Source organism: Ignavibacteriales bacterium (assembly GCA_016700155.1).
Classification (GTDB): domain Bacteria; phylum Bacteroidota; class Ignavibacteria; order Ignavibacteriales; family Ignavibacteriaceae.
Window position 1 is genome coordinate 2963968 of the sequence record CP065001.1, and the last position, 25581, is coordinate 2989548.

The following is a 25581-nucleotide window of genomic DNA, read 5'->3' on the forward strand; positions in this document are numbered from 1 at the left end:
ACTATGACAGCCCGAGCCGCTGCAGCCGGGAGTGTTTCCGTTAAAACTTGGACGGCAATAGAACTCAGTATTGTAGAAGAACATCACAAGTATTAATGTTAAAAGAATGGTAGTCGTTTTCACTGTTTGTTCCTTACTTATAGTTTATAGCTGGAGATTATTGAACGCAGCTACACAAAAGATGTGCTAAGAAAGAGATTATTCATTTAGTGAGATCTAAGCCAAAAACCAACTCTGAATTCTTGACTTTTAGAAACTGTTGATAATTAAAACACAATATTTATCGATTGTGGGAAATAAAATTACTCTCCGTTTCCTATTTCAACAAGATCATCTTCTTCGTTTCGATAAAGTTGCCAACCTTCAATTGGTAATAATAAACACCGCTTGACAACTGATGACTGCCGACTGCAGATTGAAATTCTACTTCATAACTGCCTGCAGGTTTGTATTCGTTGACTATTGTTGTTACTTCGTTACCGAGTATGTCAAATACTTTGAGCGATACCCACGCTTGGGACGCATAATATGCGTCCGCTACGGTGTATTTAATTTTTGTTGTTGGGTTGAATGGGTTTGGATAGTTTTGAAATAATAAAAACTTTTCTGGAAGTTTTATCTGATGTTCCTCTTTTATGTCTGTAAGTACAGTATCCCCGTTCTCATCAATTATCATTTTACTTTCCCAAACACTATGATAAGCTCCTAAAGTATCATAGTTCGCCTGAAAGTACATAGTCTTTCCATCGGCTGTAAGAAATGGGTGGTGTTCACTTCTTGAAAGATATTCACCAATGTTATACAGACTGTCGCTCATCAATGAAATATTTAATGTTTTGGTTTGACCATAATAGCCTCCAGTAGAATGAAGATATTGAACATATATATTTAAGTTACCTCCAGACCCATCCGAGTAATAATGCTTTTTCCTGTCAGGTGATGCCCAGGATCCCCAATTCGCTAATGTATATAAAGGATATTGTGGAAAATATTCGGGGACACTCCATAATCCTGTTGTTGAATCATAATGGGTAATTCTTCCCTCGGCCAAATACTGCAACATTAGAGTAGTATCATTCAGAAAACAACCAGTTTCCCACCATCCGTTACCTGAACTGATTCCATTGTCGTCAAATATCCTAGCGGTGTCCCAGTCATTTATATGGTCATTCCATTTCGAGCGAAACAACCTAACTGTCTCGTGTCCAGAAAATATCAATGTCTTTTCATCTGGAGAAATAACAGGTTTTCTAGGATACATCAAACCGTTTACCTGCGGGCCCAAAGGATGGATTTCAGACCATACAGTATCAATTTTTTCGATGTAAGCAATTCCATAAACACTTATGAAATATATTTTATTACCATCCCAGCTAACTGATGGATTGCTCCCATAAACTATCTTTCGTGGTTTACTCCATTGTTCGATAGCAGGCGGATAACTTGTTTGTCCAATTGTGTATTGGGCAAGTAAAATAATTATAATACCAAGCAGTCGAATTCTCATTATAAATTTATTTCAACAAGATCATCTTCTTCGTTTCGATAAAGTTGCCAACCTTCATTTGGTAGTAGTAAACACCGCTTGCCAGTTTTGCGGCATTGAATTCAACTTCATAACTGCCTGCGGATTTGTATTCGTTTACGAGTGTTGTTACTTCGTTACCGAGTATATCATATACTTTGAGCGTTACCCACGCGGGGGACGCATAATATGCGTCCGCTACGGTGTATTTAATTTTTGTTGTTGGGTTGAATGGGTTTGGGTAGTTTTGGGATAATAAGAAGTGCTCTTGAAGTTTTGTCCGATGTTCCTCTTTTATATCTGTAAGTACAGTATCTCCATTCTCATCGACTATCATTTTACTTTCCCAAACACTATAGTATCCTCCAAGTGTATCATAGTTCGCCTGAAAGTACATTGTCCTGCCATCGGGAGTAAGAAATGGATGATGCTCGCTTCTTGAAAGATATTCCCCAATGTTATAGAGACTGTCACTCATTACTGAAATGTTCAGAGTATATGGCAGTCCATAACTTCCCGTTGAATCAAGATAATGAACTACCAAATTCAATTCACTTGTACCATAAACATAATAATGTTTTTTCCAGTCAGGGGATACCCACGACCCCCAATCTGATCTTGTATATATTGGATACTGTGGGAAATACTCAGGTGCGCTCCAAATACCTGTCGTAGAATCATAGTAGGTTATTCTGCCCTCAGAGAGATATTCGAGCATTAATGATGTATCACTTAGAAAACTTCCTGCTTCCCACCATCCATGACCGGAACTGATTCCATTGTCAGTAAATATTCTTGCTGTGTCCCAATCATTTGTTTGTTCGTTCCACTTAGATCGAAACAATCTGGCTGTCTGATGCCCGGAAAATATCAGTGTTTTTTCATCAGGAGAAACAACAGGTTTTCTAGGATATAGTTGATTGTTTATTTGAGCCCCAAGAGGATGAATTTCAGACCAAACGGTATCAATTTTTTCAATGTAAGCGATACCATAAACACTTATAAAATAAATTCTATTACCATCCCAGTTGACGGATGGATGTATCCCATACACAATTTTTTTGGGTTTGCTCCATTGCTCAACAGCAGCGGGCCAGAAAATTTGCCCTAATGTGGATTCGGTAACTAGTAGTATAACCACTAGTGCAATCTGAGTTTTAACTTTAAAGCTCATAAAAATTTATTTTAACAAAATCATCTTCTTCGTTTCGATAAAGTTGCCAACCTTCAATTGATAGTAATAAACTCCGCTTGCCAGCGTTGCGGCATTGAATTCAACTTCATAGCTGCCTGCGGGTTTGTATTCGTTAACGAGTGTTGTTACTTCGTTGCCTAATACATCAAATACTTTAATAGTTACCAACCCACCCCCCGCCAGAGGCGGGTAAACACTTTCCCCTCCAGGGAGGGGACGCGTTGTTTGAGGAACAGTGTACTTAATCTTTGTGCTTGGATTAAATGGGTTAGGAAAGTTTTGGGATAACTCAAATTTATTTGGTGAATTTATTTCTACCGTTTCATTCAATTCATAGTACTTGTATGTTCCATCAAAATCTATCTGCTTTAGCCTGTATTGATACAATCCTTCATTCAAATTTTCATCGATAAAAGTATATGAATGTGGTTCTGTTGTTGTTCCGTTTCCGTTAACGAAGCCAATGCTTCGCCACACACCCATGACTTCGGCTTCCCCTCTCGAGAGGGGACTGAGGGGTGTGTTTCTTCTTTCGATTTGAAATCCCTGATTATTTGTTTCTGTTGTTGTCTGCCAGTCAAGAGTTACATTGTTTTGATTTACTGAGGCAATGAAAGATGAAAGTTCAACAGGAGTGATACCGTTCTCATTAAAAATCACTAAACCTGCGCTTGCAGTTGCGATCCAAAGATTTCCAAAATTATCAAATGCAAGATCATTAATAACATAAGTCTGAGGTAGTTGAGAGTTTGTCGGATTAAATGATGTCCAGTTTGTACCATCGAACTTTAATAGTTCCGCACTATTTGTAAACGATTCAGTGCCGACCCATAGATTACCGGCATTATCAAATTCAATTGCAGTAGCCATATAATTATAAATAGAATAATTTGAACCATTAAACTTTACTAAAGAACCCCACCCTGCTAATCCTGTTGCAAACCAAATATTATTTAAGGGATCACTTTTAACATCAGTACAATAAAGTCCGACCGGTCCGGTTTGAGGTTGAAAATATTGTAATGAATCATTTTCAAATAAGTATAATCCCTCCCCATCTCCTATCCAGATTGATTGATCATTATATAATAACTGACGATTACCGTTTGCCAATTGCAACGAAAGATGTGTTGTCCACAGGCTGTCATCTCTGAATTCGATTAAATAATGAGTTGACCCAATCGACTGGTTTATATTTTTTAGAAGCCACCCATTATTTAAACTATCAAAAACAATTGAAGAAATACTATGTCCCGGAGGTGTTGAATCGGGGATGCCAAACACAAACCAATTAGTCCCGTCAAACTTTGTCAGGAGACTTCCATACCCGCCCCAAAAATTTGACTCGTTATCTGCATTTATTGTGTTAAAATAATTAGTGGGAATATTAGAGTTGCTCGTATTGTAAATTGTCCAGGAAGAACTATCTATTTTTAGAATTCCATCTGAAAAAAATGAAATCCATTTCCTGTTTAACTGATCAACAACAATATCGCGTACATTATCAGAAGGTAAATTGGAATTTGTTGTATTATAGATTATCCACTGAGGATTGCTTTGCGGAAAACTTATAATGCCAAGCAGAATGACTAAGAGCAGTGCCAGCTTTTTCATAGTGACCTCTTAATACAAAATTATTAAATAACCCCACTTTAAACGAACGAAATAAAACTATTAAAATCTATTATTATCATTTCATCAGGATTCCCGCTGGGCGGGATTTCTGTTTAAATGACGTATCACTTAATCATCAACATCTTCTTTGTTTCAATAAACTCACCCGCTCTTAACTGGTAGAAATAAACTCCCGATGCCGGATTCTTGATAATTGATTCCGGGTTGAATTCTACTTCGTATTGTCCGGCAGATTTTTCTTCATTAACAAGAGTTGCAACTTCTTTACCTAATACATCAAACACTTTTATTGTTACAAACTGCCTACTGCTAATTGCATACTGAATTTTTGTGCTCGGGTTGAATGGGTTTGGGTAGTTTTGAAATAATAAAAACTTTTCTGGAAGATTTATCTGATGTTCCTCCTTTATATCTGTAAGTACAGTGTCCCCGTTCTCATCAATTATCATTTTACTTTCCCAAACACTATAGTATCCTCCAAGTGTATCGTAGTTAGCCTGGAAGTACATTGTCTTTCCATCGGCAGTAAGAAAAGGATGGTGTTCACTTCTTGAAAGATATTCGCCAATGTTATAGAGGCTGTCACTCATTATTGAAAGATTTAGTAGAGATGAAGTTCCATATCTTCCTGTCGTTGAATCAAAATACTGAACTACTAAATTTAAATTGCTGGTTCCATCCACGAAATAATGTTTCTTCCAATCTGGCGATACCCACGATCCCCAATCTGATCTTGTATAAAAAGGAAATTGAGGAAAGTACTCAGGAGCACTCCAAATACCTGTCGTAGAATCATAATATGTTATTTTCCCATCCGCTAAATATTCTAAGAAGAGTGATGTATCACTTAGATAACTTCCTGCTTCCCACCATCCGTGACCGGAACTGATTCCATTGTCAGTAAATATTCTTGCTGTGTCCCAATCATTTGTTTCTTCGTTCCATTCCGTTTTAAATAATCTTCTTGTTTGGTGACCAGCATATATCAATATTTTTTCATCGGGAGAAACAACAGGTTTTCGAACATTTGTCTGATTATTAACTTGAGGACCTAGAAGGTGTACTTCTGACCAACTCGTATCAATTTTTTCTAGGTATGAAATGCCATTGATACCAATGAAATATAATTTGTTTCCATCCCATGATACTGAGGGAGTAATACCATATATTATTTTTTTTGGTTTACTCCATTGTTCAACTGCGGGCGTGACAATTATTTGTCCAATTGTTAATTTGGTAAAAATACAAACCATTAACACCAACAGTTGAGTTTTCATTTTAAAGGTCATAAAAATTTATTTTAACAAGATCATCTTCTTCGTTTCGATAAAGTTGCCAACCTTCAATTGGTAGTAATAAAATCCGCTTGCCAACTGATGACTGCCGGCTGTGGACTGGAATTCAACTTCGTAACTGCCGGCGGGTTTGTATTCGTTTACGAGTGTCGTTACTTCGTTACCGAGTATGTCAAAGACTTTTAATGTCACAAACCCACCCCTTTCCCCTCCAGGGAGGGGCCGCGTTGTTTGAGGAACGGTGTACTTAATCTTTGTGCTTGGGTTGAATGGATTGGGAAAGTTTTGTGAAAGTTCAAATTTATTTGGTGACCCGATTTCAACCGACTCATTTAATTCATAGTACTTATATGTTCCATCAAAATCTATTTGCTTTATTTTGTATGAGTAAGTACCAGCATCAAGTTGTTCATCTTTGAATGTATAATATTTTTGTTCTGTGGTTGTCCCGCTTCCTTCTACAAATCCTAACAGTTTCCATTCTGTCTCCTGACTTATGTCTTCCGACTTCTTCCTAAAAACTTCAAATCCATTATTGTTCACTTCTGATGATGTACTCCAGTTTAATGTTACATTACTTCCATTTACATCTGCTGTGAATGAATTCAGTTCGACGGGCAGGTTTGCCGGATTTGTATATTTTAAAATCAATCCGCTGTTGCCAACTATCCATGCGTTTGCAGCGTCAGTCATGTAAATATCATCAAATGTTGAAATTGTAAATCTTGGTTCTTCTGTCCAGTTAGCACCGCCATCGGTTGTTATATAAACATAACCGCTTGCACAGGCAGTCATACCAACTGAACCATAAACCGGTGAAGGAGATAAATGAATTCCCCATACAGTATTTCCGGGTGGTGTTATTGCAGGATTCCATGTATCGCCGGCGTTGGTTGTGTAATAAGTATTGCCTGACGTTCCTCCGGCAATTCCATTATTCCTGTCAATGAATGAAATTCCATAAGTGCCTAATCCTCCGACACCAAGCTGTTGTGTCCAGTTTACACCGCCGTCAGTAGTTCTGAAAATTCTTTCGCCTGTTGCAGCAACATATCCGTAAAGTGAATCAACCATATCCATATCCCATGAATTACCCGGCGAAATAAATCCAATTAGATTCCAGGTAGTGCCGCCATCTGTTGTTCTTGCAACATTACCATTATAAGCGGCAACAATTCCATTGTTATCATCCCAAAAATCCAATGCAAGAATATCAGAGTTGGTTCCTGAAATTCCCGTTGCAATTAATTCCCAGTTGTTTCCGCCATTTGTTGTGCGGGCAATATTGCCGGCATCACAACCTGCAATAGCTACATTAGGTGAAGTACAAACTACTTCATTAATATCACCGGTGAACGGAGATGTCTGCTGAGTCCATGTAGTTCCGCCGTTTGTTGTTCTTGCAACGAAGTTTGTTCCGACAACATAACCATTATTATTATCTGCAAAGCTTACATCACGAATTCTCTGTGTCGTAAATCTGTAGCCGAGTTCATTCCACGTAGCACCGCCATCTGTAGATTTAAAGAAATATCCGTTTCCGCCGGAGATGTATGCAACATTGTTGGATCCGAACCTTACAGAATAAAAAATCTGACTTGCAGGAAAACCCGCAACAGGGCTCCATGTATCACCGCCATTAGTAGTACGAAGCACTGTACTTGCAGCACCTACTGCTAAACCATTTATTCCGCTATCATCAAAATCAATTGCCCAGAGTTGATTGGTGCCGCCTCCGTCATAAACCGATCCCCAACTTGATCCGCCATCTGTAGTCCTCACAATCCTGTTCCTGTGTCCTACAGCAAATCCAAGGTAACCGGTAGCAGTTGGAGGAAAATGAATGCCGCGGAAATCGGTGGTTGTTCCATAAATCGGAGGAATAGCAATCCAGTTAACTCCGCCATCAGTACTTCTTATAAATGCATCGGTGGCTCCGGCAACAAAAACATTATTAGCATCGGTTGCAAATACACCATAAAGCGTACGAGTTGTTAGGGCTGTGTTCGATTGTGAAAACCAATCACTTCCACCATTTGTTGTTTTAATTATGAACCCGTTAAAACCAATACTCCAGCCGATATTTTCATCAATAAAAAATACATCATACTTGGTTGTGTCTGGCGCATTCGGTTGCCATGTCCACGTTAATCCGCCGTCTGTGGTTTTATGAAGTCGTTCAACAAAAGAACCTACTGCCCACCCTGTATTATTATTCAGAAAGTACGCGCTTCTGTAAATACCGTCACCGCCGATCTGAACTATATCCCATGTTAAACCGCCATCGTGCGTAACAATTGCTTCACCCTGTCCTGTTACAGTAATATACCTGTCAGCAGACGGTGCCGAACCGATATAACTTGTATTGGCAGTAGGGTGCGGATTTAAAATATTCCACTGCGCAAAAGTTATTGTAGAAAAAACAATGGTCAGTAGTAGTGATAGGCTTTTCATAAAATCTCCTGTTGAATAAGAATGAACTTACTCACTAACTTAAAAACACAGGAGACTTAAATCAATGAATATTATTTTTTATTGTTGCTGGATGGAAAATATTGGCAAAGCAGGTTAATTCTTCCGCAATCTTTCCAGGTAATCCTCTGCGACTGTATGTGAGTTGCCGTACTCTCTCATATCAAGTAACTGCTCATACCTTTGAATTGCTTTTTCTTTATTGCCTAATTGTTCGTGAAGCATGCCGATGTATAAAACAGCATTGATTAGAAATCCTGATTCTTCTTCGTTATCAACAAGGCGTGAGACTTTTTCACTTTCTTCAAAATAAGCAAGCGCCGAGTCCGGCTGAAAAGTACTTCTGAAATTCGCCGCTATATAATAAAGCGCTTCACGCTTTACCCTGTTATTGAAATAGCCCGTTAATTTTTTTTCATTCTTTGTTAAGATGCTCGTGAAAATTTCGGAAGCCCGTTTATAATTTCCCTGTTTGACAGCTATTCTGCCTGACCATCTTTCAAATGAAGGATTATTCGGGAATTCATTCGTAAGCAAATCCGCAAACTCCTGAGCCTTTGCCGTATTGTTTTCATAATTGTAAAATAGAGTCATAAGAAAATAACGTGCTTCATACTTTGCGTACTTGCCGTTGTAAGCAGTGTTTGTCAACTGCCCGATTCCTTTTTGCTTGTCACCTGATGGAAAGAAAAGCATAAGAGGTTTGATGATCGGGTATTCCTGCGGAATTACTGATGCGTAGTAATTATAAATTCCAAAGCCAAGCTGAACATCAACATTTGAAGGATCGATATTGTAAGCGCGCTCAACAATCGGTAATGCCTCACGACCATCATCAGCAGCTTTAATCCAGCTTTCACGTGTTGCACGAAGTCTTCCCCTGAATCCTATCGCGCCGCCTTTGAAGAAGAGTGCGTCCACATTCTCAGGTTCTTTATCAAGTATCTCATCACACTGGTAAATCACATCTTCAAGTTTCTGATAAAAAATGTCATCGTAACTTTCATTGTCGAGATCGAGAAGTATTTTCCACCAGTCTATCATTGCGAGAAAAAATCTTCCGGCAGGATGATTTGGATAATCACCGATTAATTTTCTGAATGTTACTTCCGCTTCAGAAAATTTAATGCTGTAAATTTCTTTAATGCCCTTTGTAACAAGTGAATCAAAATCTGCCGATTGAGCTTTAACAAAACTTGTGTTCGAGAGGATAAAAAATAAAATCAGACCTACAATCATCTTAATCTTATTCTTACTCTTTATCTTTCTTCCGCACGCATCCACTTTTACCCTCAATTGAATTCGCATAGTTCTTCCAAAAAAATTACAGCACTAACAATCCTGCAACAGATTGAAGTTTACAATCAAATGTAACCCTGACTTCTGCAGGCAGCCCTGAGCTTACTGTAATATCATGAACCCATATTTTTGCATAATAAAATGTCTGCGTCTCAGCGCGTTCTATCTTAAGCAGATAAACTTTATTCTCTTCGACTAATGTCGGGGCAAGCAGGAATGGTTCAGTTAAATCGGTATCATCATAAGCTGATAATCCTTCACCGATCACTTCCATTCTTGTAACACGGCTGCCGGGAGGAAACTGGTTCGGTGAAATAAAATTAAGATTACTTCCCTGCACAATTAAAACCAGGTCAATGAATTGTGAGTTTGTAATATTCAAAGCGTAAGTTGAATCTGTTCCGTTTGTAACATTCCAGCCAAACGCATTTGATGAGGTAAAGTTTGAGATTGTTTGTGAAGTATCCGCATAAACACCTGAATATATTTTGGATGCTATCGAATCACTGTCTCTTTTTTCTTTAGATAATGCTTTTACATAAGAGATATATTTCTTACCTCGCTCTATATTCTGAACAAACATAAATGTATCGGTCATAGTTGTATTCTCATTGAACAAAGCAAAAGGCTGGTTTGCTGCGTTCAGTTCATAAGTACCAACATAATATCCGTTAAAGTCAGGGTCGTTTTCATCAACAGATGCTTTCCATGTTACTATTGAATATGCATCACCCTGGGCTTCTGCATCTAAAATAATTCTTACATTCTGAGGACCCTCGATTTTGCTGTAAGGATTATTATCTGTCAGACAATCACCCCCTGTGAATATGAACACCAGAATTAATGACACGGCTGAATGAAATAATGTCCTTGAAATATTGTTAGACATTTCAGTTCTCCGTTTGTTAATAATTTATTTTCTCGAGCAAATGTGTTAAGATCTTATCAGTACTAACGCGAACCTGTTCCATTGAATCTCTTTCTCTTATCGTAACTGTGTTATCAGTTAAAGTCTGAGTATCAACAGTTATGCAGAATGGAGTTCCTGCTTCATCCTGTCGTCTGTATCTTCGTCCCACAGCGCCTTTATCATCATAAAAAACTTTTATATGCCTGCGAAGATCGGCTTCAATCTTTCTTGAAATTTCCGGCATTCCGTCTTTATTAACAAGAGGGAAAATCGCGGCTTTAACCGGCGCAAGCTTCGGATGAAATTTTAAAACTGATCTCATTTCACCGTTAACTTCTTCTTCATAAAATGCGTCAACTAAAAAAGCCATGAATGATCTGCTTGCACCTGCTGAAGTTTCAATTATGAAAGGAACAAATTTTTCTTTCGATTCTTCATCAAAATATTTTAATGATTTACCTGAAAATTCTTCGTGCCTGCTTAAATCAAAATTGGTTCTGTTGTGAATTCCTTCAATCTCTCCCCATCCGAAAGGGAAAAGATATTCAACATCAGTAGCTTCTTTTGCATAATGAGCAAGTTTGTCTTTCGGGTGATCATGGTATCTTAATTTTTCAGGCGACATTCCAAGTGATTTGAACCATTCAAGTCTTTCATACTTCCAATAGTCGTACCATTTTTTATCATCCGTTGGTTTTACAAAGAACTGCATTTCCATCTGTTCAAACTCTCTTGTTCTGAAAAGAAAGTTCTTTGTGTTTATTTCATTACGGAAAGCTTTACCGATCTGCGCAATTCCGAAAGGAAGTTTTTGCCGTGCTGAACTTTGTACATTAAGGAAGTTGACAAAAATTCCCTGCGCTGTTTCCGGTCTCAGATAAACTGTGTTTCCGCTTTCTTCAAGAGGACCGATAAATGTTTTAAACATCAGATTAAACTGACGTGCAGATGTAAATGTTCCCTTGTTGCCGCATTGCGGACAGTTAAATTCTGCAAGAACATTTGAACTATGTTCTTTACTTTCGAGAAAAGAATTCAGCAATTCTGTAAGTCCGTTATCATCAGCGGATTTTATTTGTTCAGCTAATCCTTCAATTGAAAATTTTGTATTAAACTCTTCAAGGATTTTTTTTCTTTTTTTAGAAGCTAATGAATCAGCAAGTATATCAAGGCGGAATCTTGCTTTACATTGTTTGCAATCAACCATCGGGTCAGTAAAATTTTCAACGTGACCTGATGCTTCCCATACTCTCGGATGCATCAATATTGACGCGTCAAGTCCTTCAACATCTTCGCGGTAAGTCATGAACTTCCACCATTCTTCTTTAATGTTTTTTAGAAGTTCAACTCCCAGCGGACCGTAATCCCAGCAGCCGTTAAGTCCGCCGTAAATTTCGCTTGACTGAAATACGAATCCTCTCCTTTTTGCAAGTGAGACTATCTTTTCAACTGTATCATTCGGGTTATTTTTCTGCTTTTCGATGGTGAAGATCCTCCTGAAATAAAAATATTTTGCGGCAAAATATAGTAAATCGGGCGCAATTAACGGAATCCAAAATATTCTGCAATTTTCTGTGAAAAATTTTTCTTCATTTCCATGAATAATCACTAATTTTGTAAACGAAAAAAGAGGGAGAGAGAACATGTTCAGAAGTTTAATGCCGAAGGAAGAAAAGTACTTTGAAGATTTTAAAGAAATGATCTCGCACATCGAAGAGATGGCAAAGTACTCGGAAAATCTTTTCAATTCAGAAGTGCCCGACCAGAACAACTTCCTTAAAATGAAACCGCTTGAAGTCCGCTGCGACGAGATCTCATCCAAGATCACCAAAAGATTAAACAAAACATTTATAACACCATTTGACCGCGAAGATATATTCGCACTCATCAAAAGACTTGATGATGTAAGCGATATGCTTCTCGGTGCTGCTGCAAGGGTTGATACTTTCAATCTTACAAAAAAAATAAAATACGCTGATAAGATGGCAGCTATAATTCATCAGCAGGTTATTGAACTTGGAAAAGCAATACAGGATCTGAAAATCAGAAGTATAAATGAATGCAAAGCAGTGAAAGATCTTGAGTCAGAAGCAGACAAAGTTTACCAGCAGGCTATGAAAGAATTATTCGTTGATGAAACGAACGCAGTTGAACTGATAAAGAAAAAAGAAATCCTCGATCTGTTAGAGAGGATTTGTGACAGATGCCAGTCAACAGCAAATGTAATTCTTTCAATCTTCATCAAAAACGCCTGACATATTATGGAAATTGTAATTCTGATTATTGTACTCGCTTTAGTGTTCGATTTTTATAATGGAATGAACGATGCCGCAAATTCAATTGCGACAATAGTATCAACAAGAGTTTTAACACCATTACAGGCTGTTGCCTGGGCAGCCTTTTTTAATTTTATAGCTGCATTTGCATTTGGTGTCAGCGTTGCAACAACGATTGGCAAGGGTATTGTCGATGTAAGTATGGTCGATAACTTTGTCATCTTTTCTGGTTTGATAGGCGCCATACTGCTCACTGCTACGGCAACACATTTTGGACTACCGATTAGTGTATCACATGCAATCATCGGAGGCTATGGCGGTGCTGCTCTGATTAAAGGAGGCGTTGCCGCAATTATAGTATCTGGTTATACCAAAGTTCTCATCTTCATTTTTCTCGCCCCGATGCTTGGCATGTTTATGGCGTACTTTTTTTCAATTATTACAATGTGGATTGTACGGAAAATGAATCCCAGAAAGGTTGATCACTATTTCCGAAAACTACAGCTTGTATCTGCCGCAATTTATAGTCTGAGCCATGGTTCAAATGATGCTCAAAAAACCATTGGAATTATAACCATAGTTTTATTTACGAATCAAATGCTTGGTAACACATTTTATGTTCCATTCTGGGTAATAATAACAAGCCACGCCGTAATTGCCTTAGGCACTTTACTTGGCGGTTGGAAAGTTATTAAGACATTAGGTATGCGTGTTACAAAGTTGACTCCATTCGGAGGATTTAGCGCCGAAACTTCAGCAGGCTTAACAATTATCTGGGCAACTTTACTTGGTGTTCCCGTCAGTACAACCCACACAATAACAGGTTCAATTATAGGTGTTGGTTCCGTAAAAGGATTTTCAGCAGTAAGATGGGGAGTAGCAAGAAATATTTTATGGGCATGGGTGCTAACAATTCCGCTCTCAGCAGGATTTGCTATGCTGACTTATCTGTTAGCAACTAACGTAGTTGGATGGTTTGCAGGTTAAAACTTAATCTTTTTGATTTGGGTTTGAAGTAAAGTTTTTATTTTTTTTTGAGACGACGAAAGTTTACCTGTTTTATTTTCTGCTACCTGAACTAATATTAAAGACTGAACCAGGTAGCTGAGATTTATTAGCTTTAACAAATTTTTATTTGCACTCTTAATACTTACTGATCTCAGATCTCTTAGATGCTTTTCTATTGTATTCAAATCCCCTCTTTCAACAGGACCTGAGAGTGATTTAGAAACCCCGTACTTCTCAACGTTTGCTAAGGTTTTCTCAGCAATTGGTCCCAGTAATTTGTATGAAGACATATCTGAATTAGTTTGTTTGAAAACTGTATCTGCTGAATAAAAATTTCCTGTAAGAAAATTCGCCGCAAAAACTCCGGAAAGATGATACAAAGACTTTTGCTCAGAATAAATTTTGAATGGCTTTAACGCAACTGACTTTGCGACACTGAATAATAATTTTTCAGTTTTTGAATTATCACTCTCAATTGCTGCAAAACAATTTTTTATGCTAACGATTTTTTTTGATGGGAATGTCTGCATAATATGAACTGAACCGGTTGAAGCTCCTTTTTGTCTCAACGCATAAAGCGCATCGATATTTTCAGAGCCACTCAGATGAATAAAAGTTTTTCCCTCAAAATTTATTTTCAGCTTACTGATCTTTGCTGAAACTTTTTCTATCTGATCATCTGGCAAAGCAAGAATGATTAAATCCGATGTTGGCGGGATATCTTTCAAATTATCAGAATAATTTTTTACAGAAAGTTTTTTTGCAAGACTACGAGCAGAGCTAATACTTCTGCTTATCACACTTTCGATGCTATATTTTGGTAGAAGACTAATTGACAGTGAATGAGCAATCTTTCCTGCGCCGATAAATGTGATATTCAGTTTTTTCTTTTTCAATCATTCACCATAGACTACTGCCGATAAATATCCGACAACCTGGTTCAGGTCGCCGCTTGTTTCACCTGAGTCATTTCTATTCAACACTTTTGATTTGCTATAATTTAAAATCTCTGCAGCTTTCATCATTACTGCAATCGGTCCGCCGCCGCATGCTTCACACTTCCCGCTTTCAAGATTTCTTATCAATGAATCATAATCAAATTCATTAATATTTTTTTCAACAATTGAATCCATGCTATTTGCTTTTATCCTGTTGTAGTAATGCGAAAGGTCTGAGCTCGCAACTATTAAAGTTTTTTCATCGACAGAATTTGAAATTTGTGCAGCAAGTTCATCAATGAATGGTTTACCCTGGTCACCCATTACAACCGGAACGATTGAAAAATCCTTCAGCACACTTTGCAGGAATGGAAGCTGCACTTCAACTGCATGTTCATCACCGTGACCTTTTACACCACGAAAAATTGTTTTACTTCCATCACAAATTTTTTGCGACATAGTTTCATTAATTTTCAATTTACCAAGCGGAGTTTCATAAGCTGTTCCTTCGTAAATACAACTTCCCGGGAAATATTCTCTGTGACTCGGTGAAATTATTATTACAGTTTCATAATTCTTATTAAGTAAAAGGTTAAATCCATACGAGGCAGTTTTTCCTGAATAGATATATCCCGCGTGAGGTGAAACAATACCGAATATTTTTTCGTAAGCTTTTTCCGGCTTTGTAATATCAAGCATCAATGAAATTTCTTTTTTCAAAGATTGAGGATTTCCCGGATAAAAATATCCCGCGACTGCAGGCTTACGGATCTTTTCCACGCTAATCCCTCATTTCCTTTTCTGAAAATATCGTCGCTGTAAAAACTTTAATGTTCAGCTTCCGTTCTTTCCAGGTATTTTTTTTCATTCCGGCTTTTTCACAAAGTGATGATAAAAACATGTCTCTGTCATAGTTATGTTCAACTGCTACCTGAGGAAGCAGCAATGCCCTGTTTCGCTCATCAAGTAGAAGTCCGTGCTTACCGATTTCTATTTCACTGTAATCGGAGATGGGAACGGGGATTGAAAGAACACTTATTTCAATGTCAATAAATTTAAACTCTGTTTTATTCAAAGAAGGAAATCTCGGATCATTAAAAGCCGCCTGCATAGCTGCATCACTTATGGTATCGTATAACGGCATATCGGACATAATGTAACCGATACATCCTCTCAACTCGCCATCAATTGTTAATGTGACAAACGCACCCGCATTCTCTTTCAGTGAAGGATAATGTATGAAGTCAATTTTTTCGGGCGATGATTCTCCAAACGCGAACAGGATTGACTGTCTTGCAGCTTTGAGTAAAATCAGTTTTTCTTCTTTAGTCAAGTTCATTTTTTTTAACTATGAAACTGAACAAACAATAACTTCATTTTTATTTTTAAAAGGAAGAGAGTATCGTCAATCATAAAAAATGAATCCGGTATAAGAGCCTTTATTTTTTTGTTCAATACTTCTTCAAAAATATTCTTTCCGGAATTAATATCAATCGTAATAAATTTATTATTCAAAAGATTTTCATCAGCGGCTTCATGAAAATTGCACATGAGAACAGAGTTATAAATCATAAAATCAATTTTACCAATTACTACGTAATCCGTCCGGACCTGTTGTAAAAAAGATTTAACATCATCATCAACTTCTGAAAGTTCTGAAAATGATTCGGGGAATAAATAATTGTTCTCAGTCTGCCTTGAAAGATTATTCTTCAACTGGTTAACAAGTTTGTGGTCTTCACCAAGATCATCGAGGAATTGCCCTGTTTTAATATTTACAGTAAAATAATTTCGTCCTTCGAAGGATTGCTTGTAACAAAATATTTTTTCGTGTGTTGAATAAAGAAAATTAAACTCATCATTCTCCCACAATATTTTTTTTGAACCGATATCAAAAGCAATTATACCTTTGTGAACAGGCATATCAGGCTTTAAAAACTTATGAAAAAGAATAACATCATTTTCAACAGCTTCAATTCCTGTCCAGAATTTTTCATCAAGCTGAAAGTTTGAAAATATTTTTTTGCCCGTATCGATCTCAACACAATTGTAAAATGCTTCCTTGTTTTTAAGATCACGCTCTTCAATAACAATCTTAGAAGACTTTGTAGGAATAAGTCTCCATATCTCTCTTCCGTTAGTGAAGTTATATTTTTTTTTGATTCGGGGCATTGATGATTGACAGATTATTTTATAAACAAAATGTCACACCCGGATTTTGAGTGTGACAAAAAAAACAGTAATGCGGATTAAAGCTTTTCAAACCGTGCTGTAAAGTGCCGCAGCATCGGGGCTTCGTAAGTAATTTTATAACCTTTCATAAAATTTCTTTTACGGAATACTTCAAGAATAACTTCAAGTACATAATCAATGTGACTTTGTGTATAAACTCTTCTTGGTATTGCAAGACGAACAAGTTCCATCGGAGGAGGAATTAATTTTCCATTCTTATCATATTTACCAAACATTACACTTCCGATTTCAACCGCACGGATTCCGCCTTCAATATAAAGTTCACATACAACTGATTGTCCGGGAAATTGTTCCGAAGGAATTTCAGGTAAAAATCTTTTTGCATCAATGTATATTGCGTGACCACCAGGTGGTTCAATAATAGGAACACCTGCCGCGACCATTTTTTCGCCGAGATATTCAACGCTTCTTATCCTGTACTGCAGGTAGTGTTCGTCTAGAATTTCTTCAAGACCTTGCGCGACCGCTTCAAGATCACGTCCTGCAAGTCCGCCGTAAGTTGGAAAACCTTCAGTAACTATCAGAAGATTTCTGCATTTCATTGCAAGCTCTTCGTCATTAATTGCTAGGAAACCTCCGATGTTTACAAGCGCGTCTTTCTTGGCACTCATTGTTGCACCGTCAGCATACGAAAACATTTCTTGAGCAATTTCTAAAAGTGATTTTTCTTCGTAACCTTTTTCTCTGCGTTTGATGAAGTATGCGTTCTCTGCAAATCTGCATGCGTCAATGAATAATGGAATTCCATATTTTTTGCATACAGCTTTTACTTCACGGATATTCTGCATTGAAACTGGCTGACCACCGCCTGAATTGTTTGTAACGGTGACCATACACAACGGAATATTTTCTTTTCCTTTTTCTTTTATGAATGCTTCAAGTTTTTCAACATCCATATTTCCTTTAAAGTCCGCGCGTTGTTCTGGGTGTTTGCCGACCTCTGTAATTAAATCAGTTGCTTCGGCTCCGGTGAATTCAATGTTGGCGCGCGTGGTATCGAAGTGAGTGTTATTTGGAAAATATTTTCCCGGTCCGCCAACGATTGAAAATAATATTTTCTCAGCGGCTCTTCCCTGGTGAGTGGGAATAATAAAATTGAGTCCTGTAATATTTTTCACGGCAGATTCAAACCTGTAAAAACTTTTTGAACCGGCATAAGCTTCGTCGCCTTCCATAATCCCAGCCCATTGTTTGGAACTCATTGCTGAAGTTCCGCTGTCTGTAAGCAGATCAATTAATACATCATCTGCATGAAGTAGAAACGTATTATAGCCGGCATCTTCGAGAAGTTTTATTCTTTCTTCTTTTGTTGTAAAACGGATTGGCTCAACTGATTTGATTTTGAAAGGTTCAATAATTGTTTTCATAATTATCCTTGAATAGAGTCCACAAATAATAATAATTTTCCTTCCCCAATTTAATAAACCGGAGTGGTCTTTGCTTGAGTTTCTTTATTTAATGATATGATCATTTTTTTATTGCCTTTTTAACCTGTGTTAGATAAGTTTTTTTAACTCTAATTATCAATTATTTAGGAGATGAAGATGAACGAGTTTGATACCGCGAATCCTGAACAAAATATCCCTGAAGAACAGGAGTTAAGTCATACCGATAAAATGGTAGGGGTTTTTACTGAACCGGCAGCGATTTATACCAGCACAGCAAAATTTCCTTTGAGGACGATTGATTGGCTTCTTCCATTTATAATTCTGTTAGCACTCGTAGCGATATCACAAGTGATTGTTACAAGTAATCCGGAAATTGCTTACCAGATTAAACAGAAACAGATGGAACAAATTGAAAAGAATTTTGCGGACGCTGTTGAAAAAGGTCAGATGACGCAGGAGCAGGCTGACCAGCAGATGGAAAGAATACAGGAACAAATGGAATCGTTCGGAGGAGGGATTGGAAAAGTTATTCAGGTAGTTTCAATATTTATAGTTGGATTCATTTTCTTTTTTATTGTAAGCGGAATCTGGTTCCTTCTCTCAAAGTTTGCCTTAAAGGGAGACGGCACTTACGTTTCGGCACTTGTGGCATCCGGATTAACAGCGTACATATCAATGATCCAGGTACTGGTCACAACAATACTTGCTATTGTAATGGGAAGATTGGTTAGCGATACAAGTGTTGCATCACTGATGAATATTGATAAAACAAATATCACCGGATTTTTATTAAGCAAGCTTGATGTATTCTCTATCTGGGCTTATGCAGTACTCGGTATAGGTCTTGCAAAATTGTTTAAATCAGAATCAACCGGGAAATATATAATCATGGTATTTGCAGTATGGTTGATCTGGAGTTTAATTGTATTTGTAATTTCGAAGGCAGTTCCATTCCTGAGTTTCCTTGGCGGTTATTAATTTTTTCAAATGAGACTCACTTCTAAAGTGAGTCTCATTTTCTTTTGAAAAATTCTTGACTTCTGAAATTTCGTTCCCTAAGTTCACAACCAGTAAGTGTGCTGTTCCACTGAATTCCCGATAACTCTTTTCTAATATCTGCTCAAATATTCTTTTCCGGGCGACGCACACTTTGTTTCTCAAGGTCTCTCAGTTCCTGGTCCTTAGTCAGTTGGAAAATCTAATTCATTCAATAAACCGGATGTAACCTGTAAAGTGTTAACACTCAGTTTTTTATTAAGAAAGAATTCAGAAAAAAGGAGATCACATGCCTACGCTAATAAATTTTAAAGGATATACTTCAAAAGATCCGCTGGATAAAGCACCGGTATCAATGCAGTACATAATAGTGATGAGTGTCAATCTCATCCTATCAGTAATTCTGATTTACTTTATCACTAAGTATAATGTTGTTCAATTTAATGGCTTCAGATTGTTCGGGTATGATTTTCCGCCCCTTGCTACTATGATACTTGAAGTAATCACCAATACATTTATTTATTCATTCCTGATTGTCCTGTTAAGAAAATCCAGTTCACTTATAATTTACTTGATAGTGTTCCTGCCTTATTATTTACTCGATCTTTATCTCGAAAGTTTTGTCAGACATTCTGGCGGCACAGCACTCTGGGTTTATGGTGATCCATCTTTGGTTTCCGGTATTCAGATTCCCGCATTAAAATTCTTCATTACAATATCTGTTGATGCTTTAGTCTTTGGAATCCTTGCGTTGTTTGTAGGTAGAGTTATGGCGATGATCATCTACGGTAAAAAAGATTATCCTCAGGCACCTACTGATGAGCAGTATCAAAAACTATTCAGCGATAAATGGTCTAAAGAATCTGTTCCAAAACCAAAACGCGACGCCTCATATTGGATTTTAAGGTTACTCGGATTCGGGTACGTCGTTTATCTTTCAATTCTTTTAGCAGGGATATTGGGCGCCGCACCATGGCCTGAGGGAATTGCAGGATTAATTAATATGACTTATGAAAATCCTGCTCTTGCAATCAATACTTATTTCAAAATTATCCTGATGACGATGCTTGCCTTTCTTGGGGCTTATAACAAAAATCTGAGGTTTCATTCTGCATTGGGATTAATTGTTGGTCACGCAGTATCGACCGTTTACTCGCTTGCAATGTACTTCATTGATAAGACAAACCCGTACTCAGAATTTCTCCTTACATCGGCAATTGTCGATGGAGTTATGATCATACTATTCACCTGGATCATGTTAAAACACAAAACTGATTCAGAAGAATTCAATCCGAAGAATGATCTGCCGATTTATTTTTCCATTCCCGCAACACTCCTTAAAAGCCTGTACAAAATTATTGCGATAGTATTCCTGGTCATTTCTGCTTCTATTTTACTTTTAAGGTTTTTATGTGATGGTGAAACCGGAATTGCGGCTGTGTTTGGATATCCCGATCCAATGATAGGAAATACAATTACACTTTATCTGACATTATCACTGCTCGCGTTTCTTTTAATTAAGAGAGACAAACTGCGCAACCATTTTTTTGGATTAATATTATTTCCTTTAGCTGCCGGAAGTATTGTTTCATCACTCTGGATCATTACCGGTAATATCGTTTTGTCCGTAGAAATAATGACAAGGAACGGAACTGCTATTTCTGTGGACTGGTACTTTATTCTTTATGCATTGATCAACCTTATCATTGCAGCTCTCATGATAGCAGTACGAAAAATGTATTATAATGTCGACTACGCTATAAGTTCACTTAATCCTTCTACTGCAAAAAATATCCTTGCTCTTACAAATACATTTTTTAAATCCGATTCAAAGCATCAAAGTGAAGTGCTGCAATCAATAGATCAGTACATGGGTGGAATGAGGGGACGTAAACGAGGATTACTTAACCTTCCGTTCGCCTTGCTTGAAAGTGTTTTCAACTGGTTGATGGGATTACATCCGGCATTTTCATCGATGAGCCGGGATGAGCAGAGATACTTTTTACGAAAATATATTTTCACAGATGAATTAGAGCGAAAGAAAAGTCTTGTCCCCGATGTTTCAAATTTTCTGTACCAGATCGGATTATCACTGAACTCAATGATTATGTTTGCTCATTTCTCACAATTGAATGAAAGAAGTAAAATCGGTTACGTTCCCGCCGATGCGAGAGACAGGCTTCAGGGTGATTCTCCTTCTTATGAACCGCCGTTCAGGTCAGTCGCTAAACTTCCTGTAGATGAAGAGGATTCTGCAAATTTTAAACCGCCTGTAAGTAATGATTATAAACTCGTTGCGCCAAGAGTTACTACTCCATATGATTTACCGGGAATACCTGACGAAATTGATTACGTCATCATTGGTTCCGGCGCCGGAGGTGCAACCGCAGCTTATAAACTGGCCTGCGGGATTTCAGATCCTTCGCAGATATTAGTTGTGGAACGCGGTCATCGCTATCAGCCGCTCCAGGATTTTAATGACAGCGAAATAGATATGATGAAGAAAATCTACAAAGAAGGCGGACTGCAGCAAACAAAAAAATTTACAATGTCCGTCCTTCAGGGTGAATGCGTTGGCGGAACAACTGTAAGCAACAATGCAGTTTGTTTTAAAATGCCTGATAAGATCAGGAAATATTGGGAGGATGAATTCGGATTATCGTATCCCGACCTCGATTCCGAGTATGAAAAAATTGCCGTTGAACTTGATATCAAACCGCTTGGTGATTCAGGAATCAACACAATCGTAAAAAGTAAATTTCAAAAAGGAGTAGATGAGTACAATAAGGTTTTAAGCCAGGATGAGAAGTTGAATTACCACGGAGCGGTAAGTGTAAATCATCTTAACAATGTGGGAGATGGTAACTGGAATCTTGGCAACAAACGAATGCGTAAACGTTCAATGCTTGAGACATATATTCCATGGTCGGAAGCAAGAGGCGTTAAATATGTTTCAAATATTACAGCTGTTCAGTTCGTCGCTTCATCAAACGGGAATAGAGCTGAATATGTTGTTCTTAGAACTGACAGCGGAAATCTTCAACGCGTTAAAATTAGAAAAGCATTGATCGTAACCGGGGGTGTAATTGCCAGCAGTCACTTCTTAATGAGAAGCGGCGTAAAAAACGGGAACATTGGAAAAAATATGAGCTGTAATTTTGCGTTCCCGTTAACGTTTGAATATGAAGACAGACTAAATGCGTTTGACGGAGACCAGATAACACTTGCCGCTATCGATTCACAATCACGCGCAATATTCGAAACTTATTTCAATCCTCCTGCCGCTTTTTCACTTGCGAGTGTTCCTTTCTTTTTTGACAGAAGAGATTCTATAATGAGCCGTTATAAATATTTAATTAATTACGGCGCATTAATCGGTTCTGAACCGAATGGCACAATTAACAGGCAGGCAGATCTTTTAAATGGTCAGGCATTTTCGTGGGATCTTGGTGAAAAAGATTTAACAAACATAAAGTACGCTTTAACTTCACTTATAAAACTGGGTCTGTATTCGGGAAGTAAAAAAGTTGTTCTACCAATGAAACCGGGAATTGAATTAAATCTTTCGGATAAAAATGAAGTGGATTTATTTCTAAAAACTTTAACCGATTTCCCTTTAAGGATTGAAGATATTTATCTCAACACAGCTCATCCCCAGGGCGGGAATATTATGACATCAGCTAATTCTAAATTGCATAACAAGAGAGTGACAAATGAAAACTTCAAACTCGATGGGTTTACAAATGTTTACATCGCTGATGCCTCAATTTTTCCGTCGAGCCTTACAGTAAATCCTCAATGGACAATTATGGCAATGAGTGCCCTTGCTGTAAAAAATGTATTACACGCACACAACTAAGCAATCTGATTATGGAAACAATATCTGAAATATTAAAGCAGTGCGAATCAAATGGAACTGCACCTGCATTTGTAACTCAGCCTGAAACTTACAAGGAACAAAAAACATCTTTGTTTCAGCAGTTCCGCCCGGTAAGAACAAAACCGATTCAACTTACTACAAATGGCGAAGAAATTTTTGTTGTGAGTGATCTGCACATCGCTGCAGGCAGAAACAAAACCGGTGTATACGAGGGAACGGAAAACTTTTTTGCGGATGATTCATTCCACCGTTTTATTAAGTACGCGCAAGCTGCAAAGAAAACAGAGAAAGCAATTCTTGTTATCAATGGTGATATATTTGATTTTCTTAGAGTAACAGATTATCCCGGGAAAACGAGAAAACTCCGACCCGCAAGAAAATTTAAAGCCCTTCTGAAATTTGAATCAACAGATTATCCATCAGCCCGCAATGAAGATAATGAATACACAGAATGGAAAAATGAACTTGAGAAAATCGGAATAAGTAAAACAGTTAGTGATCTTAAACTTTCAGTATCAGGTAAAGAAAAGAATTATGGTTTAAAAACCGATGCATTTAAGACCATCTATAAATTTCTGAAAATTAAAAATGGTCACCCCGAATTTTTTCTTGCTCTTGGTGGATGGCTTCAATCCGGAAACAAAATTATAATTGTAAAAGGCAACCATGATATCGAACTGTACTGGCCGGAAGTGAGAAATTATCTCCGTCTTATCATTGCAGAAAACATAGCCGGCGAAAATAAATCTGCTGAGGAAATATTACGGAACACCGTTTTGCCTAATATCACTTTCATTGATGACTCGGTTGTGATTGATAAAGATTTTTATGTCGAACACGGTCATCGCTATGATAAATTCTGTATGATACTCGATAATCCCATTCTTGAAAAATCTCCTTCACAGATAAATATTCCTTTCGGTTCTTTCTTCAACAGGTATTTGATAAACAGGATTGAGTTGTTCTATCCATTCATTGACAATGTACGCCCTTCGGGAAATGTTCTGCCGATTCTTTTAAAAGAAAATTTTCCTCTCGGCTTAAAAATATTGTGGCACCATATACCATTGTTGTTCAAAATGCTGTTAAAAGATTTCCGTTATGTAAAATTTATGCTGAACAAAATTATCTGGTTCATACTTGCTTTGCTTCTACCTATTGCAGTTGTAATCATCCTGAACCTCGATACATTCAGTAAAATTCCGGATCAGGTTTCAATATTTGAAAAAAGCGGATGGGTAATTTCAACCTTGTTTGAAGGCGCTAATAGTTTCCTGCTTCTTTTCCTTTCTTACCTGCTTGCAAGAATTGTTTCCTGGTTCCAGCTAAGTGAGCCTTCCAGCCTGGATAAATACGCCGAAGAAAGATTTAAAGGAACTGATTACAGGATATCAACAATGGGTCACACGCATAATCCCGGTGAATACACCTTTCATATCGATGGTAAAGAAAGAAGGTTTTACAACACGGGGACATGGATCCCGGTTATAGAAAACTCAACGGCTAAAGTCAGAGAAGACAAAACTTATACATTCCTGCATCTTCAAAGAGACGATGAAGGAAAATTACAGCCTGCTGAAAATGGTTTGCTTCAGCGCTGGAATGATGATGCGGGAAGAGCAGATATTCAGGTTCTTTTACAACGCAAATAAAAATGGATGTGTTATGAAAAAAATTTTATTACTTCTTTTCACTGTTTTTCTTTTTTATGGCTGTGGTTTGTTTAAAGATCTTGGATCAAATTTCGGTGAAGGCGTAGTTGAACCGCTGAGCGTTGAATCAGACACAATTGGTTACAACCTGATACAAGGTATGAAACGCAGTCTAACCGACCCTGAATTTCAAAAAGAACTTGATTCACTTATTACTGCATTAGGCAACAGCACAAACGCACAGTTGAAGGGAATAATTGATTCATTACTTTCCGAAGACACAAAAAATAAAATCGGTTTAATGCGTGATGAACTTATCGGTGATAAAACATCTGCAAAGTTAGTCCAGCTCAGGAACGCAATTCTTGATAAGCACCTTCAGAATTATTTAACCGAAACCGTTTCCGGACTTGGGACTAATCTTCTGAATGATTCCACATTGACGCGGTTGGGTGCAGTACGCGATACAATTCTTGGACAGCGTTCCAATGAATTGATCCGTTCCATCGTTGATTCAATGATGGTCACACTTGCCGGAAGGATTAACACAGATATTAACCCTCTGTTAAAACAGAATCTAAGTTTCATCGAAAAGAATGCAACCTGGTTGTTGATACTTATCGGCGCCATTGCACTAGGAATTACAGCTTTCATCTGGCATCAAAGGCAGAAATATTTAAAGATGACAAAGCTTTTAACATTTCAGATTTCTGATCTTGATCAAGCAACACGTGAAAAGATAAAAGATAAAGTATCACAAAATGCAAAGACAATCGGCATTGAAGCTGAGTTAAGAAATTTTCTTGACGCGGAAGGTCTGCTTCATCTTGATAAATAATAATTATAAAAATTTTTTGTA

19 protein-coding genes are annotated in these 25581 nt (G+C 37.5%); 6 read left to right on the forward strand and 13 right to left on the reverse strand.

Going from position 1 to position 25581, the window contains the following annotated elements:
• Positions 1-316 precede the first annotated feature (316 nt).
• The 8 genes from IPM56_12670 to IPM56_12705 all read right to left on the reverse strand — a co-directional run bounded on the left by IPM56_12670 (position 317) and on the right by IPM56_12705 (position 11976).
• The gene (locus tag IPM56_12670) at positions 317-817 is read right to left on the reverse strand and encodes a T9SS type A sorting domain-containing protein (protein QQS38299.1); all 501 of its coding nucleotides are present in this window, start codon (positions 815-817) and stop codon (positions 317-319) included.
• A gap of 697 nt (positions 818-1514) precedes the next feature.
• Positions 1515-1922 (reverse strand): T9SS type A sorting domain-containing protein, encoded by a 408-nt coding sequence (locus IPM56_12675; GenBank protein QQS38300.1) that lies wholly within the window; start codon positions 1920-1922, stop codon positions 1515-1517.
• Positions 1923-2705: 783 nt separating this feature from the next.
• Complete coding sequence (locus tag IPM56_12680; GenBank protein ID QQS38301.1) at positions 2706-3203, reverse strand: T9SS type A sorting domain-containing protein; 498 nt, start codon at positions 3201-3203, stop codon at positions 2706-2708.
• A gap of 1256 nt (positions 3204-4459) precedes the next feature.
• The gene (locus IPM56_12685) at positions 4460-5644 is read right to left on the reverse strand and encodes a T9SS type A sorting domain-containing protein (protein QQS35103.1); all 1185 of its coding nucleotides are present in this window, start codon (positions 5642-5644) and stop codon (positions 4460-4462) included.
• 6 nt (positions 5645-5650) lie between these two features.
• Positions 5651-8104, reverse strand: coding sequence for a T9SS type A sorting domain-containing protein (locus IPM56_12690; GenBank protein ID QQS35104.1), 2454 nt, complete (start codon positions 8102-8104; stop codon positions 5651-5653).
• Between the two features lie 114 nt (positions 8105-8218).
• On the reverse strand, positions 8219-9358 hold the full coding sequence (locus tag IPM56_12695) for a tetratricopeptide repeat protein (GenBank protein ID QQS38302.1): 1140 nt from the start codon (positions 9356-9358) through the stop codon (positions 8219-8221).
• Between the two features lie 88 nt (positions 9359-9446).
• Entirely contained in the window at positions 9447-10310 is an 864-nt protein-coding gene (locus tag IPM56_12700) for a hypothetical protein (protein ID QQS35105.1), read from the reverse strand.
• A gap of 16 nt (positions 10311-10326) precedes the next feature.
• The gene (locus IPM56_12705; GenBank protein QQS35106.1) at positions 10327-11976 is read right to left on the reverse strand and encodes a glycine--tRNA ligase; all 1650 of its coding nucleotides are present in this window, start codon (positions 11974-11976) and stop codon (positions 10327-10329) included.
• On the opposite strand from IPM56_12705, the gene IPM56_12710 reads away from it, so the two are divergent.
• The gene (locus tag IPM56_12710) at positions 11975-12586 is read left to right on the forward strand and encodes a DUF47 family protein (GenBank protein QQS35107.1); all 612 of its coding nucleotides are present in this window, start codon (positions 11975-11977) and stop codon (positions 12584-12586) included. The two genes, IPM56_12705 and IPM56_12710, sit on opposite strands and share 2 nt — an antisense overlap.
• A 6-nt stretch (positions 12587-12592) precedes the next feature.
• Positions 12593-13594, forward strand: coding sequence for an inorganic phosphate transporter (locus IPM56_12715; protein QQS35108.1), 1002 nt, complete (start codon positions 12593-12595; stop codon positions 13592-13594).
• On the opposite strand, the gene IPM56_12720 is transcribed toward IPM56_12715, so the two are convergent.
• The 5 genes from IPM56_12720 to IPM56_12740 form a co-directional block, all read right to left on the reverse strand.
• On the reverse strand, positions 13591-14511 hold the full coding sequence (locus tag IPM56_12720) for a DUF2520 domain-containing protein (protein QQS35109.1): 921 nt from the start codon (positions 14509-14511) through the stop codon (positions 13591-13593). The genes IPM56_12715 and IPM56_12720 overlap by 4 nt on opposite strands.
• Positions 14512-15333, reverse strand: coding sequence for an AmmeMemoRadiSam system protein B (gene amrB, locus IPM56_12725; GenBank protein QQS35110.1), 822 nt, complete (start codon positions 15331-15333; stop codon positions 14512-14514).
• A 1-nt stretch (position 15334) separates the two neighbouring features.
• Positions 15335-15892: an AmmeMemoRadiSam system protein A gene (gene amrA / locus IPM56_12730; GenBank protein ID QQS35111.1), complete on the reverse strand. Its 558-nt coding sequence runs from the start codon at positions 15890-15892 to the stop codon at positions 15335-15337.
• A 5-nt stretch (positions 15893-15897) separates the two neighbouring features.
• Positions 15898-16725 carry a DUF4905 domain-containing protein gene (locus IPM56_12735; protein QQS35112.1) on the reverse strand — a complete coding sequence of 276 codons (828 nt, stop codon included), beginning with the start codon at positions 16723-16725 and terminating at the stop codon, positions 15898-15900.
• A 77-nt stretch (positions 16726-16802) separates the two neighbouring features.
• Positions 16803-18173 carry a tryptophanase gene (locus IPM56_12740; GenBank protein QQS35113.1) on the reverse strand — a complete coding sequence of 457 codons (1371 nt, stop codon included), beginning with the start codon at positions 18171-18173 and terminating at the stop codon, positions 16803-16805.
• 177 nt (positions 18174-18350) lie between these two features.
• On the opposite strand from IPM56_12740, the gene IPM56_12745 reads away from it, so the two are divergent.
• From IPM56_12745 to IPM56_12760, 4 genes are all read left to right on the forward strand, one after another.
• Complete coding sequence (locus tag IPM56_12745) at positions 18351-19172, forward strand: YIP1 family protein (protein ID QQS35114.1); 822 nt, start codon at positions 18351-18353, stop codon at positions 19170-19172.
• Positions 19173-19479: 307 nt separating this feature from the next.
• Positions 19480-23049 carry a GMC family oxidoreductase N-terminal domain-containing protein gene (locus IPM56_12750; protein ID QQS35115.1) on the forward strand — a complete coding sequence of 1190 codons (3570 nt, stop codon included), beginning with the start codon at positions 19480-19482 and terminating at the stop codon, positions 23047-23049.
• A gap of 11 nt (positions 23050-23060) precedes the next feature.
• Positions 23061-24722, forward strand: coding sequence for a metallophosphoesterase (locus tag IPM56_12755; protein QQS35116.1), 1662 nt, complete (start codon positions 23061-23063; stop codon positions 24720-24722).
• Positions 24723-24735: 13 nt separating this feature from the next.
• The gene (locus tag IPM56_12760) at positions 24736-25560 is read left to right on the forward strand and encodes a hypothetical protein (GenBank protein ID QQS35117.1); all 825 of its coding nucleotides are present in this window, start codon (positions 24736-24738) and stop codon (positions 25558-25560) included.
• Positions 25561-25581 lie beyond the last annotated feature (21 nt).